Source organism: Paenibacillus sp. CAA11, assembly GCF_003060825.1.
Classification (GTDB): Bacteria; Bacillota; Bacilli; order Paenibacillales; family Paenibacillaceae; genus Fontibacillus.
On the sequence record NZ_CP028922.1, the window covers coordinates 1086761 to 1101813 of the forward strand.

17 protein-coding genes and 1 pseudogene are annotated in these 15053 nt (G+C 50.1%); 15 read left to right on the forward strand and 3 right to left on the reverse strand.

Annotated elements, in window-relative coordinates:
* The first annotated feature begins 84 nt into the window (after nt 1-84).
* Nucleotides 85-735, forward strand: a complete 651-nt coding sequence (locus DCC85_RS04900) for an SGNH/GDSL hydrolase family protein (RefSeq protein ID WP_108464570.1) — start codon at nt 85-87, stop codon at nt 733-735.
* A 59-nt stretch (nt 736-794) separates the two neighbouring features.
* Here DCC85_RS04900 and DCC85_RS04905 read toward each other — a convergent pair whose 3' ends face one another.
* The gene (locus DCC85_RS04905; protein WP_108464571.1) at nt 795-1364 is read right to left on the reverse strand and encodes a GNAT family N-acetyltransferase; all 570 of its coding nucleotides are present in this window, start codon (nt 1362-1364) and stop codon (nt 795-797) included.
* 199 nt (nt 1365-1563) lie between these two features.
* Here DCC85_RS04905 and DCC85_RS04910 point away from each other — a divergent pair, with 199 nt between their 5' ends.
* The 12 genes and pseudogenes from DCC85_RS04910 (at nt 1564) to DCC85_RS04965 (ending at nt 11211) form a co-directional block, all read left to right on the forward strand.
* A complete protein-coding gene (locus DCC85_RS04910) occupies nt 1564-1890 on the forward strand; it encodes a hypothetical protein (RefSeq protein WP_159081782.1) in 327 nt (108 codons plus the stop codon).
* Between the two features lie 33 nt (nt 1891-1923).
* The gene (locus DCC85_RS04915; protein WP_108464573.1) at nt 1924-2127 is read left to right on the forward strand and encodes a hypothetical protein; all 204 of its coding nucleotides are present in this window, start codon (nt 1924-1926) and stop codon (nt 2125-2127) included.
* Between the two features lie 13 nt (nt 2128-2140).
* Nucleotides 2141-3154 (forward strand): asparaginase, encoded by a 1014-nt coding sequence (locus DCC85_RS04920; protein ID WP_108464574.1) that lies wholly within the window; start codon nt 2141-2143, stop codon nt 3152-3154.
* A 117-nt stretch (nt 3155-3271) separates the two neighbouring features.
* On the forward strand, nt 3272-3973 hold the full coding sequence (locus tag DCC85_RS04925) for a hypothetical protein (RefSeq protein WP_108464575.1): 702 nt from the start codon (nt 3272-3274) through the stop codon (nt 3971-3973).
* A gap of 242 nt (nt 3974-4215) precedes the next feature.
* A complete protein-coding gene (locus tag DCC85_RS23275; RefSeq protein ID WP_234414350.1) occupies nt 4216-4434 on the forward strand; it encodes a hypothetical protein in 219 nt (72 codons plus the stop codon).
* Between the two features lie 259 nt (nt 4435-4693).
* Nucleotides 4694-5156 (forward strand): annotated as a pseudogene (locus DCC85_RS04935) (IS3 family transposase); the annotation flags it as partial.
* A gap of 469 nt (nt 5157-5625) precedes the next feature.
* Nucleotides 5626-7482 carry an HSP90 family protein gene (locus tag DCC85_RS04940; RefSeq protein WP_108464576.1) on the forward strand — a complete coding sequence of 619 codons (1857 nt, stop codon included), beginning with the start codon at nt 5626-5628 and terminating at the stop codon, nt 7480-7482.
* A complete protein-coding gene (locus DCC85_RS04945; RefSeq protein WP_108464577.1) occupies nt 7482-8537 on the forward strand; it encodes a hypothetical protein in 1056 nt (351 codons plus the stop codon). Before DCC85_RS04940 ends, DCC85_RS04945 begins: the two co-directional genes overlap by 1 nt.
* Nucleotides 8538-8668: 131 nt before the next feature.
* Entirely contained in the window at nt 8669-9496 is an 828-nt protein-coding gene (locus tag DCC85_RS04950) for a metallophosphoesterase family protein (RefSeq protein ID WP_108464578.1), read from the forward strand.
* Between the two features lie 2 nt (nt 9497-9498).
* Nucleotides 9499-10119 carry a hypothetical protein gene (locus tag DCC85_RS04955; protein ID WP_108464579.1) on the forward strand — a complete coding sequence of 207 codons (621 nt, stop codon included), beginning with the start codon at nt 9499-9501 and terminating at the stop codon, nt 10117-10119.
* Between the two features lie 32 nt (nt 10120-10151).
* Nucleotides 10152-10547, forward strand: coding sequence for a ribosomal maturation YjgA family protein (locus DCC85_RS04960; RefSeq protein WP_108464580.1), 396 nt, complete (start codon nt 10152-10154; stop codon nt 10545-10547).
* A 22-nt stretch (nt 10548-10569) separates the two neighbouring features.
* A complete protein-coding gene (locus tag DCC85_RS04965) occupies nt 10570-11211 on the forward strand; it encodes a hypothetical protein (protein ID WP_108464581.1) in 642 nt (213 codons plus the stop codon).
* 190 nt (nt 11212-11401) lie between these two features.
* On the opposite strand, the gene DCC85_RS04970 is transcribed toward DCC85_RS04965, so the two are convergent.
* Nucleotides 11402-11890: a spore coat protein gene (locus DCC85_RS04970; RefSeq protein WP_108467731.1), complete on the reverse strand. Its 489-nt coding sequence runs from the start codon at nt 11888-11890 to the stop codon at nt 11402-11404.
* Between the two features lie 117 nt (nt 11891-12007).
* Complete coding sequence (locus tag DCC85_RS04975) at nt 12008-12712, reverse strand: YoaK family protein (RefSeq protein ID WP_108464582.1); 705 nt, start codon at nt 12710-12712, stop codon at nt 12008-12010.
* A 235-nt stretch (nt 12713-12947) separates the two neighbouring features.
* On the opposite strand from DCC85_RS04975, the gene DCC85_RS04980 reads away from it, so the two are divergent.
* Both DCC85_RS04980 and DCC85_RS04985 read left to right on the forward strand, forming a co-directional pair.
* Complete coding sequence (locus tag DCC85_RS04980; RefSeq protein WP_108464583.1) at nt 12948-13997, forward strand: SPFH domain-containing protein; 1050 nt, start codon at nt 12948-12950, stop codon at nt 13995-13997.
* Nucleotides 13994-14956, forward strand: coding sequence for a diacylglycerol kinase catalytic domain-containing protein (locus DCC85_RS04985; RefSeq protein WP_108464584.1), 963 nt, complete (start codon nt 13994-13996; stop codon nt 14954-14956). Before DCC85_RS04980 ends, DCC85_RS04985 begins: the two co-directional genes overlap by 4 nt.
* The last annotated feature ends 97 nt before the right edge of the window (nt 14957-15053 follow it).

Consider the following 15053-nt stretch of genomic DNA (forward strand, 5'->3'; position numbering starts at 1 on the left):
GCAAAAGTCGAACAAGAAATAGATGTTTATTTTTTCATATGGTACCCTCCGATTCTGTTCAATTCTTGAAGGGAGATTGTGTAAATGAAGAAGCAGGTTATTTTATTTCAGGGAGATTCAATTACGGATGGAGGCCGGGGCAGAACGGATGATCCTAATCATATTATGGGCCACAGCTACGCTTACATGATCGCGGGAATACTCGGGCAGGAGCTGGCAAAGCAGCGACCGGTGTTTATCAATCGGGGAGTTAGTGGAGATCGGGCTTCTGATTTATATGCACGTTGGAATGAGGATGCAATTAGCCTTCAGCCGGACCTGATCAGTATTCTGATCGGGGTCAATGATGCTTGGAGAATAGCAAGCGGGGAGCCTAGCGGGGCTACAGATCGCTTCGAGCGGGCCTATCGTTATCTGCTGGAGGAGACACGAGAGGTATTGCCGGAGACTCGACTTGTGCTGTGTGAGCCATTTGTGCTCAAGACAGGAGCAACGGAAGAGCGCTGGGATTTCTGGCAAGAGCGCATGGCAGCGTACCAGAACACGGTGCGCGGGCTTGCGGAACAATTTGGAGCCGCCTTTGTGCCGCTGCAGGATAAATTTAATGCAGCTGAGGAGCAAGTAGATGCCGCTTACTGGTTGTGGGATGGGGTTCATCCGACAGCGGCAGGGCATCAGCTGATCGCGGATCAGTGGCTCAAAATTGTGCGTGAGCACGGCTTGCTGCCCAGTTGAAACTAGATCATAGAATGATCGCTCTTGATTTATAACTTTGAGAATGGAAAGAGCTGTGGTCAGCGACGACTGTAGGCTTTGCGGTGGAAGTCTGTGATCCACCGGAACAGCTCTTCGCCATGTGGGGGCTGGTCTGCAAAGACTTGGTCGTGCCCGTCAAATGGTTTGTACCATGCCGAATAGGGCTCGGGCACCCAAATATAGTGGTGGATATACTCGGTGCGCTGAAAGCCGCAGCGAGTCCAGAATGCCATCCGGCTAATATTCTCCGCGCTTGGCCCTATTTCCGCTTCAATTAACAATCCGTCTAGCCGGGCCTGACGCTGAGCCCATTCCTCTAACAGCCGGATCAACTGTTGGCCGGCACCGCGGCTCCGTTGGTCGGGATGGATGGCGGCATAGTCAATTAACAGGAATCGAGCGGCTGCACCTCCTACCGCCCCGGTGATGGCCATGCCAATGGGGTTATCATGCTTTTTTAATAGGTGCAGGCAGCACATTCGGCGTTCAAACATGCGGAGGAGGATCTCTTTCTTCTTGCGAGTATGCGCCTCGAAGGATGCGTGGTAAATCGGCTCTGCAAGCTGCCACAGCTCTTCGTTCCAAACGTCGGTTGTGATTAATTCCATGGGATCAGCTTCTTTCTAATGGAAGGTTATTCCTTAGCTTGTACTATATCATTAGGATACCCAGTGCGGGGAAGGAAGCGAAATAGAGCAGGCTAGTTTGAATTCGGAGAGTATACCCACCCAATTACAGATTTTTGTTAAGTCAGAGGCAAGCCAGCGTCAAGAAATAAAAGGTTCTGTCATAGAAGAGATACTGTCTTTGCCTACAAGGAGAGCAGTTATCGGCTTCCTTGCGGATGAATTGCGGCAATCCGGCCAGACCTTAGGAGAAAAGGGATACTATACTTCATTAATCGACCCAGAGCTTACGGCAGATTTACTGGAAGTCGCCTATGAAATCTTGTCAGTGGATGCTGAGAGTACGGAGTGGGAGCTCTGTGTCGTTCCGGTGGCCGAGAGGGGAATGGGTATTTCCTCACGGATTCCTTCACTGTATGTGTGTTTAAATAGTGGGGAGACCGTTACCCTGATTGAGAACAGTCTTCAAGCTCTATGGGCTGCCGTCCGTAAGCGATATTTCGATTGACCGATTCCTGACAGTGAGAAGACGTACCCGTGTGTGGCTGTGGAATGTGGTGACGGCCTGATTCTGGAATGCACGATCCCGTGGGGAATTGAAGAAACCAAGCGCCCCCGTGGTGATTTCGGCAAGGATCTGAAGAGCCTTTATGAACGCTGCAGAAATCACCCGGGAACGACCTGTTTACCGGAGGGACATATGGTGACCAAGAAGGGCATCATGACGGTTAGTAAATCAGTATAAAGGAGCTTATGCTATGTCTCAAGCCATTCAAGTCTATCGCGGATCTTATCTGGAAAGCACACATCATATTCATGTAGCTGTCGTTCATGCATCGGGCAAGCTGCTCTATGCCTATGGAGACCCGTATCGGAGGACCTTCCCGCGATCGTCCATGAAGCCGTTCCAGGCGGTTCCCTTGATCGAGACAGGTGCTGCTCAGGCTTACAGCTACTCCGCCTCAGATATTTCCTTGAGCTGTGCTTCTCACAGCGGAGAAGTGATTCACCGGTCAGCCGTGCTGGATATTCTGTCACGCGCTCATTTGGAGGAAGAGGATCTTCAGTGCGGGACTCACGAGCCCAGGGATAAAGAAAGCTATAAACAGCTGATCCGGGAAGGCAAGGAACTAACGCCAGTCTTTAGTAATTGCTCCGGCAAGCATTCGGGGATGCTGGTAACCGCGCTATATATGGGGGAGGACATTAAAACCTACCGGGAGGTTACCCATCCGGTTCAGCAGCGAATTCTTAAGGTCATATCCGATGTTTGTGATATTCCTGCGGAAGAGATTGAGCTGAGTGTAGATGGCTGCGGAGTGCCGGTTCATCGGCTGCCGCTGTACAATACCGCATTGGGCTTTGCGCGTCTAGCTCAGCCTGAAGAACAGGTGTCGGCAGGTCGGGCGGCAGCGCTGAGTACGATCCGTGAAGCGATGACGGCTCATCCTGAGATGGTGGCAGGCACCAAGCGGCTGGATACGGATCTGATGCGTGCTTTTGGCGGCAGAGTAGTAGCTAAGGTTGGAGCAGAAGGAGTTCAGTGTATGGGGATTACAGATTTAGGCATCGGCATTGCCATTAAGACAGAGGACGGTACCGCTCGGGCAGCCGGTGTAGCTGCCATGGAGGTATTGAGACAGCTTGGCGTTGCAGACGAGGCAGCCTATGAGAAGCTGAAGGATTATGCGCATGCTCCTGTATATAATGCCCGGAATGAAGTGATCGGTGTGATTGAACCGAATTTTATTCTGGAGCCTGTCGATGAATAACAGACAGATGGAAGCTTATGGCTAAGCATTAGGGGAAGCTCTGTTCTTATTTCCGTTAGGCATAACTACTAAGTAGTTAGTTCACCTATTTCCATTTTTAAAGAAAATGGTGAGGATATGAAAAAGATAAGTTTTAACGAAATGAAAGAAAAGCACACTTCCTTTTTTTCTCCAAACCAGCTCGTTGTTCGTAAACTGCCGGTTATTTCAACGACTGATGAAGAGCAAATAAGAGAAATCCTGATCAACATGATCAATATTCAAGGGATTCTAGCTAGGCATTATTTTTATCAAAGAGAACTAGGAAGCTCCAGTATAGAAGATTACTCCTTCTTTATCACTAATAAAGTGGATGATGAGGCTTTAATGTTTAGCATGATTTTTGATTCAGTTACTGTAACAAAGACCAGATACGGGGAACCATGCGGCCTTCAAGTTAATAACGCCAAAGATATAGCTTATAAGATTTTTGAAAGAATGATTAAAGAAAAACAGATTAACAATGAAATTGGCCACTTTATTCTAGGTGGAGAATTTCAGAATGATTATCGCCAGTTAGGGTGTTTTGAAATAGAAGGTGATGAAAGGGAGGTTATTGAAAACGAGTTTTTTACTTATTTGATCAAGAGTTCATCTTTGTCCACGTCTGTATATCCTGCTTATCTCGATGTAAGTGGTTTGAAAATGGATGAAATAGAAAAAGATCAGCTAATACTTCAGTTAGCAAATCAAGTTAGTAAACTCTATTTAATGGTTTATGATTATGAAAATACTGAAGGGGTTCCTTTCTTTCGAAAAGAATTAAGATGGTATATTTGAGTTGGATAAGTGAGTCAGTTTCATAATTCGATTCGAGTAAAGGGCTAAAGTTACCAAAAATCAAAAAGGTCAATTGAAGGTCACAAAATGATCAGGAAAAGGGACAAGACAAGGTCACTTAATCCTGTTAATCTGATAGTGTCAAAAAGGTGTGGACAGGCTCCCGGGCATCCCGGACGGCCTGTCTTTTTCATTTTCAGGGCTGATCGGGATCACTGGTCGTTCCTGAAGGGAAAGGAGTGATGGATCCATCCAATATCTCGACAATTGAGGAGCGGAAGATCGAGGGGAGGGGAGCAGCGATGCTCTCTTTTTTATTTCCAAGCTGGTGCGAGCCCGGCCAAGGTCAGCACAAGCGAACGCTATGGTTCGAAATTCAATCCTCCCTTAATGCCACGCCTATGGACTTTGCCAAGGCAACGCGATTTGCCCGGCATGTCAGCGGACTTGGGCTTCCCTGATTCCAGCGTCTTCGGTATGGACAACTCTATTTTCGTTTTCTGATCCAGTGTGCAGGACCTGCTGGACGGGTACGGATCTACGTTTCTGTCCCCGACATTCGCTGGATGGTATTTCGTACCGGGTTCCACACACAGGTGTCCGGAATGTATTTGCTTCCGGTCGAGACACCCGTGTTTACTGCTGGTTCGGGCAAAAACGTGATCGTTGCCGAAGGCCGTCCGGCGTATAAGGGCGCTCTTTCCGTTGCAAGTATCCATCCTTGTTACCGATATTACGTACTTGCCGTTTGGTGGAAAGACGTTATACCTGTCGAGTATTTTGGACTTGTATAACGGAGAGATTGTGGCCTACAGTATAGCTGACAAGCAAGACACGGCGTTCGTGCTGGACACACTGGGCTAGTTACCGGATCTTCCAGGGCACGATACTCCATAGCGATCAGGGCAGCGTCTACACCTCACAGGCCTATCAAGAAGCCGTAAAGGGAAAAGGCATTACCATGAGCATGTCCCGCAAGGGAACGCCCGCTGATAATGCCCCCATCGAATCGTTTCATTCCACACTAAAGTCTGAAACGTTCTACCTCGAAGGTTTAACCTGTACGACGACAGCCATCGTCGAGCAGACCATTCGAGAGTACATCTTTTACTATAACTCAATTCGCATTCAAACAAAACTAAATAACCAGTCGCCGGTTCATTACCGACAACTGGTTGCTTAGAACTTGAAAGGTGTTTTGATCCCTGTCTCGCAAACGGGGGTCAGTCCCGTCCCGGTTGTGGGCAGCTTTTTTCTGTTTACAGGTCGGACTATGAGCCTTCTGCCAAGTCAAGCATGCTCATCTCGGTAAAGAGGGGTCTCGTCAATTCTCCTTACCTGGCCATGAAAAGCCTTTTCGGGCCAATATAGATTGACTTTCACTTCGTTTACGATGAGATATATAGTGAAAGTTTTGGGAGAAAGGGCCCTTGAACGATTAATTTTGCAAAGAGAAGGCAAGTAAAACAGGGAAAGAGGGCCTGTTTTTTGTATTGCCGTGGAACGATTGTTTTACAGAAATAGGGTCGGTATACTTGAATCAGAGGAAAAAAAGACCAGTTCTTGCCCCTTGAAAGATCGGTCGCCTCTGAACCTATGGGACCTATACATAGATTTAGTTGTAGTCATCCCCCAATAAAGGAGAGAAACCTATGAGCAATCAGGACAATTACCGCTTTCAAGTGAATTTAAGCGGCATGATAAATATTTTATCTAATCATCTATACAGCAACCCTAAGGTTTACTTACGGGAAGTTCTTCAGAATGCAATTGATGCAGTAACCGCTAGGAAGAAACTCGATTCGTCCTACGAAGGGCGGATTAATATTGAGCTATCCGGCTCCGGCAGTGGGGCTACCTTAATCATTGAAGATAACGGCGTAGGACTCAATGAAGCGGAGGTCCATGAGTTTCTGGCGATGATCGGACAGTCCTCCAAGCGAGGAGCGACGGATGTTCTGGTCCAGGAGACCTCGTTCATCGGACGCTTTGGCATCGGCCTGTTATCCTGCTTCATGGTCAGTGATGAGATCGTTATGCTGACGCAATCCGCCAAGGGGGGACCATCGTTGGAATGGCGGGGCAATCCTGACGGTACCTACAGCATTCGTCATCTAGAGCAATCGCTTGAGCCAGGCACCAAGGTATTCCTTCGCTGCAAGCCGGACTGCGAGATGTATTATGATCCCGAGAATTTGGAGAAGTGGCTGTATGATTATGGAGCCTTGCTCCCGTATCCGATTCAGCTGCAGACCGCGCAGATGACCAAGGTCGTCAATCACGATCGGCCAATCTGGCTGTCCCAGCCTGAGCTGGCTCGCAGCTGCAGGGACGAAGTGCTGGAGTTCGGAAACAAGCTGCTCGGCGAGCGATTCCATGATTTTATTCCGCTGCAGACAGCGACAGGACGCACGGGAGGCATTGCCTTCATTCTCCCTCAGGCAGTTAATCTGAACGCCAAGAAGTCGCACCGGGTATATTTGAAGCACATGCTGGTATCTGATAAAGCGGAGAATATTTTGCCGGACTGGGCTTTCTTCGTGAAATGTCTCGTATGGACTGACGAACTCCAGCCTACGGCATCCCGCGAGCATTTCTATGAGAACGAGACGCTGGAACAGGTTCGCACAGAGCTCGGTGAGTCTATTCGCAGTGAGCTGATGCGCATGGCGGAGACAGATCCTGACCGGCTGCAGAATATTATCCGGCTGCATGCTCTGTCTATGAAGGCTTTGGCCGCAGAGGATGTGGAGTTCTACCGGATCATTTACCGCTGGCTGCCGTTTGAGAGCACTTATGGACGGCGCAGCTTGGGTGAGCTGCTGAAGGAAGTGAAGGAAGGCAGATCGCTTTATTTCACCTATACCCTGGATGAGTACCGTCAAATTACCCATGTAGCTGCTGCACAGGCCATGCTGGTTATTAACGGCGGATATGTGTACGATACAGAGCTGCTCTCTCGGCTGCCGGAGGTTCATCCAAGCGTAAATGCAGAGCGCCTGCTGCCAGAGGATGTATCCCTTTCCTTCACGGATATTACGCCAGAGGAGCGCTTGCAGCTGTATGAGCTGACACGCATCGCGGACGCGGCGCTGCAGCGGTTCCGCTGCCAGGTGCAAGTTAGACGGTTCAAGCCGGCCGATCTACCGGCCCTGTTCACCTTGTCCCAGGAGTCATCCAGCCTTCGTTCCCTGGAAAAGGCAGAGGAAGTAAGCACGCCGGCTTTCTCTTCTGTGTTAAGCAGCCTGACCGGCAAGTTTGAGGAGTCGGCTTATGCTACTCTTTACCTGAACCTAGATAACCCGGTGGTGTCGCGAATCTTCCAGCCGCAGCATGCTCAGATGCTGGTGGTTGCCGTAGAGATGCTTTACGTCAATTCGCTGATGTTGGGACACTATCCGATGAGCCGTGCAGAGATGGGTGTACTGAACCAAGGGATTTTGCAATTTATGGAGTGGGGATTGTCGGCTAATGCGAATAACAATACAGCTCATGGAGGTCAAGAATAATGCATACAACCTATGAAGATTTGATGGAACAGGCGTACAGTCTGCCGGATGGCCGGGCCAAAGTCGAAGTACTGGAGGAAGCAATCCGTGTAGCGGACAGCATGGGGGATATCGATCTGGGGTATGAAGCCCGCTCCGAACTCGTAGAGACAGCAACTTTCCACGGCTATCCGATGAAGGCGCTGGTCGCTTTCTCCTGGCAGCTGGGCCAGTTCGACAAAGACCCGGAGCGCTTTGATGATTACAGCCTGTTCTGGTCCTATAAGTGGATGCTGGATCAAGTCCCATCCTTCCCTGATATCAGCCGTACCCAAATTGAGAATTTACTGGAGGACATGAGAAACCGGTATCGGGAATATGGATACAGCGACCGGACGTACTATTACTATCGATTTGTACTCGGAATGAAATATGGAGAAGCAAAGGCGGCGGAACCCTATTTGAAGAAGTTCCAGGAGATGGAGCCGGATGATATGAGCAATTGCCAGGCTTGCGAACAGGACCAGCTGGTGGAATTTCAGACCATGCTCGGAAATTATGAAGAAGCGTTAAGACTGGCTAAGCCGATCTTAAAGGGGAGAATGACCTGTGGCGAGGTGCCTCATGTTACGCTAGCTTATCTGTTGAAGCCGCTGTACGATCTCGGACGCTTGGAAGAAGCGAAGGAATATCACTTGAAAGGATATCGCTTAATCAAAGGGCAGCGGGACTTTCCCGAGCAGTTCGGCCAGCATATCGGTTACTTGACCCTGGTAGATCCTATTCGAGCTCTGGAAGTGTTCGAGGAATGCGTAGGGTTGACACTCAACCATGAGAACCCTCATGATAAAATGATTTTTGACGCTTATGCGGCAGGTTTGTTCAAACGTCTGTCACAGGAAAATGTGAAATTCCAGGTGAAGCTGCCTGTAGAATATCCGCACCCGGAGGAAGCTACCGATGTAGTGCGCCTGTCGATGCGTTTTGGCGAGATGGCGATGGATACAGCCCAGAGGCTGGATCAGCGTAACGGCAACAGTTATCATACGAACAGGGTGAAGGATATTATCGGCTGATCGTATTTTTCGAGGCTTAACTATAATTGCACTATAATACTACGTATAACTGCCGGAAGAGCAATAGAGTCTTCCGGCAGTTGTTATTAGGCCCAGTCTGTTCTGGGCAGCGTTCTATAGGGGCGGTGTACATGATGACCATAAGGATCAAATACTTATCGAAGGAGCCCGCAGAGTTCCTGGGATATACCACAGCAGTCCGTGGAGACGGCCCGGTAGCCCATACGGTGCTTCCTATCTACTTTGGTGAGGTCACAGGCCTTGGCGATGAGCTGGATGCTTTGATTGTTACCTCGGATTTGCAGGGGACGGCCGAAACAAAGCAGGGAGACCGCTTGCTCGGAGAGATCCTGCCGGATTTCCTGGCGGTTCTGCTTGGTGTGGAGAAGCCAGATCTAGAACTTGAGCGGATGGCCGTACTGCTATGCGGCGATTTATATGCCGATCCGCAGCATATGGGCTCCAGCGGAGATCCTCTGCCTGTATGGCGGGCGTTCGGACAGAACTTCGGCAGGGTGATCGGCGTTAACGGCAATCACGATCTGGTGGATGATGCAGGGGTTCGTGAGCTCACGGAGGCACAGGATATGGTGTACTTTCATTCGCCAGGCTGCGTGAAGGTGCAGCAGCTGCCCATTGCGGGATTAAGCGGCATTCCAGGCCGGACCGACAAGCCTAACCGGATGGTGGAGGAAGATTATATCCAGGTGCTGAAATCCCTGCTGAAGAAGGGCCCAGAGCTTGTGCTGCTGCACCAGTGTCCAGCGGTTCCAGAGGCAGGCTGTGCCGGGCATTGGGGGACCCGGGAAGTGATCGAGAAGGCAGAGCCCACATTGATTTGCTGTGGACATGTTCATTGGGGTCAGCCGTTAGTGGAGCTGGATAATAGGACTCAAATTCTGAATGCTGACGGGCGGGTCTTTATATTGGTGAACTCTAAGCACACAGGAGGACAATAATTATGCATCGGTTTGTTGATGAACTGGGCAATCGTTTCTCATATGAGTATATTTTGTATCACGGGGGGCGGATTGACACCGTATGTCCTGTCTGTCGATCCCTTGCTCATGTATATAAGGAAGAGACGGGAGAGGCGGCTGCTAGATGTACCAAGTGCACTTATCGTGCTGCAGAGGAGCCGTCTTACCGTTATTCGGCCAATGGGGTATGCAGCAAGTGCGCACTGTGGTTTAACGAAGAACTGCTGGATAAGAGGCAGTTCACACAGAAGTATGTTCATCACCTCTGCCCGCACTGCTCCAGCTTGAACCAGGTGTCTGTTCACAGAGTTCCCACCTATCGTTCTTACCATGGGGAGATCCGGCAGGGAAGAGAGCCGATCTTCAAGCTGGAGCTGTATTTTCTTGCTTACTTCAAGGGAAAGCCCGTCTGGGCGATGAACCGGGAACATTTGAATTATCTGCTCGCTTACATCTCCGCGGACATTCGTCAGAAGCCGACCGGCCCGGTTAAGCGGACACCCTCCTATTCCTTGCCGAAGTATATGAAGGAAGCCAAGAACAGGGAGGCTATGGTGAAGATTCTGAACCAATTGCAGCGTAAAGGGGTATTGCAGGCTTAATAGCGATGCACATAAGGAATGGGTGAGTAGCAATGAACTTACAGCGCAGGTTATTGTATTTAGGGGCCTTTGTACTGTGCATGATGCTGGGACTGGGATCAAGAGCATTCCAGGATGGTATGCCTTTTTTTATCAAGGAGCATGCAGGAGATGCCCTGTGGGCCGGTATGGTTTACTTTGGTTTTAGAGTTCTGCTTGTCAAGCGCAGCTTCCAGGCTGCAGCGGGAGGGAGTCTGATCTTCTGCTTTGCTATAGAGTTCGGCCAGCTGTACCAAGCGGATTGGCTGAACAGCCTGCGCTTAACCGTACTCGGTGCGCTGATTCTTGGAAGAGGCTTTCTGGCCGCCGATTTAGCCCGTTATATGGCAGGAATTGCGCTGGCCTGGGGAGTGGACTACTTTATTTTAAAGCGAATGTTCAGAGCTTAAGTTCAGCAGGAGGTGCTTTCTCTTGGGAGAGCTGGATGATTTGAAGGAACGCTCAAGGATTACCTACCGGACGGCAGTCGCTATTGCACTTATTGGCTCTTTGCCTTTATTGCTCTTTGAAGTCTTGAAGTGGGACATCTTCGGGAATATCACCCCTGTTGTATCCCCTATGCTTGGGATTTTGCTGTATCTTCTATTTGCATTTTGCCTGTTAGGAGTGATCATCTATGCAGTGCGGGGACGAGGCTGGAGGCGGTGGCTTCCGGGTCTTATCTGTCTGTTCACTTTACTGATCGTATGGATGGTACCTTTCACGGCACTTACGATCCGGCTGGATTACTCCCTGCACAAGGCGCAGCGGCAAGAGGCCGTAAGCTGGGTACAGCAGGAAGCCGCCAAGCGACCAGGCATGGCAGCGGAGGGTACACTCCTACAGCTTCCCAAAGACTATGAGGGCCTGTCCAAGGGCGGCAATGAAGTGTATGTTCACAGCATCGGCGGGAGAATGCTAGTTGTATTTTATACCTTCCGGGGCGTGCTGGACAATTATTCAGGCTTTGTCTATGTCAGTGACGGATCAAGCCCTCAGGACGGCGACCTTGGAACTCATATCATGGAAACGGTGGAGCTTGGGGACAGCTGGTATTGGGTGAGCTCTACTTAAGGGGAGATAGGGTGTATGGCAAAATTTTTTCTGCAAATGTCCGGATATCCCGGATCAGGAAAGTCTACCTTGATGTTTAAAGTTATTTAACGTTAGTGAACGTGACGCATTCTAGAATACAATCGGAGTTCATAGAAAACGGACTGTTTGGAAAATAAACAGTCCGTTTTCTCTATGTGTAAATTCCATTTTACATCGACAAGGCCCGCTGTACATTCTGCACGTCAACAGCAAGCAGCTGGTCCAGGTTATAGGAAGGATAATAGCCGCGCTGCAGCATGAAGTAGAAGATATCGGCATGCAGCTTAATGGCTCCGTTGATTTGCTTGGTCAGCACCTCCCGCAGCTGCGGAGTAGCTGTCTCGGTAATGGCGATCGCGTAGTTTCTCACGTTGGTCTTAGCCAAGCCAAGCAAGTCCCCGGCAAAAAAGCTGGTTTCAGGGTCCGGTGCCAGGTGATCGCGAGCCATAGAAGGGTGAGGTGCCTTGGGATAGAAGGCGAGGAGCTCCCGCAGGTTATTCTCAAGTGCTTGAATGGCTTGGATGTACAAGCCTCTCAGTGCCGGGTCGCGTACTTCTTTGACGGAGCGTTTGAGCTTCATCAGGCCGTTGGCCTGAAAAGCAACCAGCTCATGCATATCCAGCGTTTCATGCCAAGCCAGATGCGGATAGTGGGTCATAGTCATTATTTATAGATTCCTCCCGTAAGTGGTAAGCGGCAAATGATAAATGCCTATGCCCATACTGTATTCACTTAGGAAGCGGCGGGTTACAATCCAGAAGGAAATAACGTTACGTTATGAAACGGAATTATGGGGATGGCGTTCTTCCTTAGTGAACAGGATGAATGAGCCTGCCAGCACGATGGCAGCCCCCCAGACTGCTTTGGCACCAACATGGAGGGTGAATAGACCGCCAATGACGGCTCCCCCAATGAAGAAGAGAATGATCGTCCCATAGCGGATCGCGCGCATGGCCGAGAGGGGGTCTTTTTGCATGAACGCTGAAAAGGCCTCCTGAGAAGCTGAACGCAGGTTACCCGTACACATGGTTGAAGCGTATGGAGAATCTATGAGTTTGCGGAAAGCGGAAACCTGAAGGGAAGCGACAAATGAAATCGTGACCGTAACGACGATGTTAGGTACACTGTCCGGTACAAAGCCTATGGCGAACAGAATGAGGCTTTCTGTGATCAGGATGGCGCGGGCAAAATCAAAGGCTGATCGGTGTGTCGAATGCTTCTTGATCATTTCGGCAACGATCACCCCGAGAATGAAGGCGATAATCGGCGGGATTTGAATGAGAGCCTTGCTCCAATTTCCTTCGGCTGCTCCTACGGCAAGGAGCACGATATTGCCGGTCTGAGCATTGGCGAACACGCCGTCCCTGCCTACAAACGTATAAGCGTCCAGGTAACCGCCGACGATGGCCAGCAGAATGCCTAGACGCAGGGATTCTGTAGTAATTTTGTGCAGGTGCATCATTTGTTTGATTGTATTCATAGCTGTAAAATCTCCTTTCACAAAAAGCACCGTACCATTATAGCACTTTCCTAAAAATCATGACTGAGAAATGGATCACTTTAAAGGGCTTAATCACAGGAAAGCTGGAACAGAAGCTTTTTATTTTTTGGGTGATTAAAGGGATTGCAAAAGGCTATTTTTGATGGTAACATTTTGATAATATCAGTTTGATACTATTATAAATCCACAAATCTACGAAAGCGAGGTTATGATGATGTTCGGATTCAAGTATGTAAAGTTTCAGCCTAGTGAGTATGTGATGAAGATGAAGAAGGGCCGAGTGGTACAGGAAGGGGTGGGACTGTCGTTCTACTATTATGAGCCGACTACATCAGTCGTGGTTGTTCCCGTCTCCTCGATCGATGTTCCGTTCATGTTCGAAGAGATAACGAGCGATTATCAGACGGTTACCGTGCAAGGACAGCTGACCTATAGGATTGTGGATTATCGCACAACAGCCCAAATTTTGAACTACACTTACAATTTGAAGAAGAATCAATATTTGTCGGACGATCCTGGCAGGCTGGCCCAGCGGGTCATAAATATCGCCAAAGTACTGATGAAGAAGCAGCTGGAACAGATGCCTCTGCGGGAAGCCATTCAGTCTAGCGAGCGGCTGGCTAGAAGCATCACAACCGAAATTGGCAACAACGAAGAGCTGAGCAAGCTGGGCATTGAATTAATGGGGCTGTCCATTCTAGCTGTCCTTCCGAATAAGGAAACCCAGCGGGCTCTTGAGGCACAGGCCCGGGAGGAGATTTTGCGGCAGGCTGACGAGGCGCTGTACGAGCGGCGCAACGCTTCCATTCAGCAGGAACGCCTTGTGAAGGAGAATGAGCTGAATACGGAAATTGCCGTGGAGACGAAGAAGAAGCAGATTCGCGAGACACAGCTTGATGCAGAAGCAGCCGTGAAGCAGAAGCAGAACCAGATGCGTGAAGAGCAGCTGGCATTTGATACAGCTATGGAAGATAAGAAGCAGCAGCTCATCGAGCTGGCTGTCGCGAACAAGAAGGCGGAGGCCGATGCCAAAGCATACGAACTCGGAGCCGTAATGAGATCGCTCCAAGGGGTTGAACCCGGTGTTCTGCAGGCGATGGCTAACCTTGGCATGAAGCCGGATAAGCTGATTGCAATAGCCTTTCAGGAGCTGGCGGAGAATGCGCAGAAGATCGGCCAGCTTAACATTACCCCTGATCTGCTGCAGGGCCTGATGGCTGACGGAGGTGCCGCAGCTGGAGCAAGAAATGGAGCAGGACGATGAGCGGCAGGGTGAGCGAGAATAAGATTGTGCTTGTCAAGCGGCGGACTCGTCTGGAGGAGCTGATCGTCCGGTACAATACTGTGCAGCAGGCCAAGTTCTACATTGAACGGCTTGGCGCTGACTTCAGTGATTATGCTGCTGAAGACAGCCGGTATCATGAAGCGGTCCGTCAAGCGGTCAGTGAGCTGTCGCTGATCGGAAGGGTGCAGGTCGTCGAGCGGGAGCATGTTCCGAACTTTATCTTCGGGGAGCAGGATACAGTGGTCGTGCTTGGACAGGATGGCCTGGTGGCCAATACGCTCAAATATTTGACCGATCAGCCGCTCATTGGTGTCAATCCCGACCCGCTGCGCTGGGACGGAGTGCTGCTCCCCTTCACAGTTCATGATTTGCGAATGATCGTGCAGGATGTATTTCACAAGGCCCGTCCCATCAAGGAGGTGACGCTCGCCAAGGCTCGCCTGAACGACGGCCAGACCTTGTACGGCGTGAATGATCTGTTCATCGGCCGCAGAACGCATGTGTCCGCCCGTTATCAGCTCAGCGTGTCCGGGCAGACCGAGCAGCAATCCTCCAGCGGTGTAATTATATCGACCGGACTAGGTGCAACAGGATGGCTGAAGAGCGTGCTTGCTGGGGCTGCCGGAATTGTCAGCCATGCCATGCAGCAGCAGGTTATACTGGAGCCGGAATATCTGGTGGAGAACCATCATCAGGCGGTTAGCTGGGACAGTCAGCAGTTGTATTACTCGGTTCGGGAGCCTTTTCCCAGCCGGAATACATCCGCTGGACTTGTCTTTGGGCAGATTGCCGCAGATCGCCCGCTGCAAATCACCTCACAGATGCCGGAGGACGGGGTGATCTTCAGCGATGGGGTGGAGAGCGATTATTTGGAGTTCAATGCAGGGGTTGAGGCGACAATCGGCATCGCCGAGAAGAGAGGGAAGCTGGTGGTATAACCACCGGCTTCTTTTGTGTCCATAGAAGGGTTCTCTTGGCATAGCAGAATGAGATACACTATAAGGATGAAACATTTTCCACATAAATGCCGTAAGA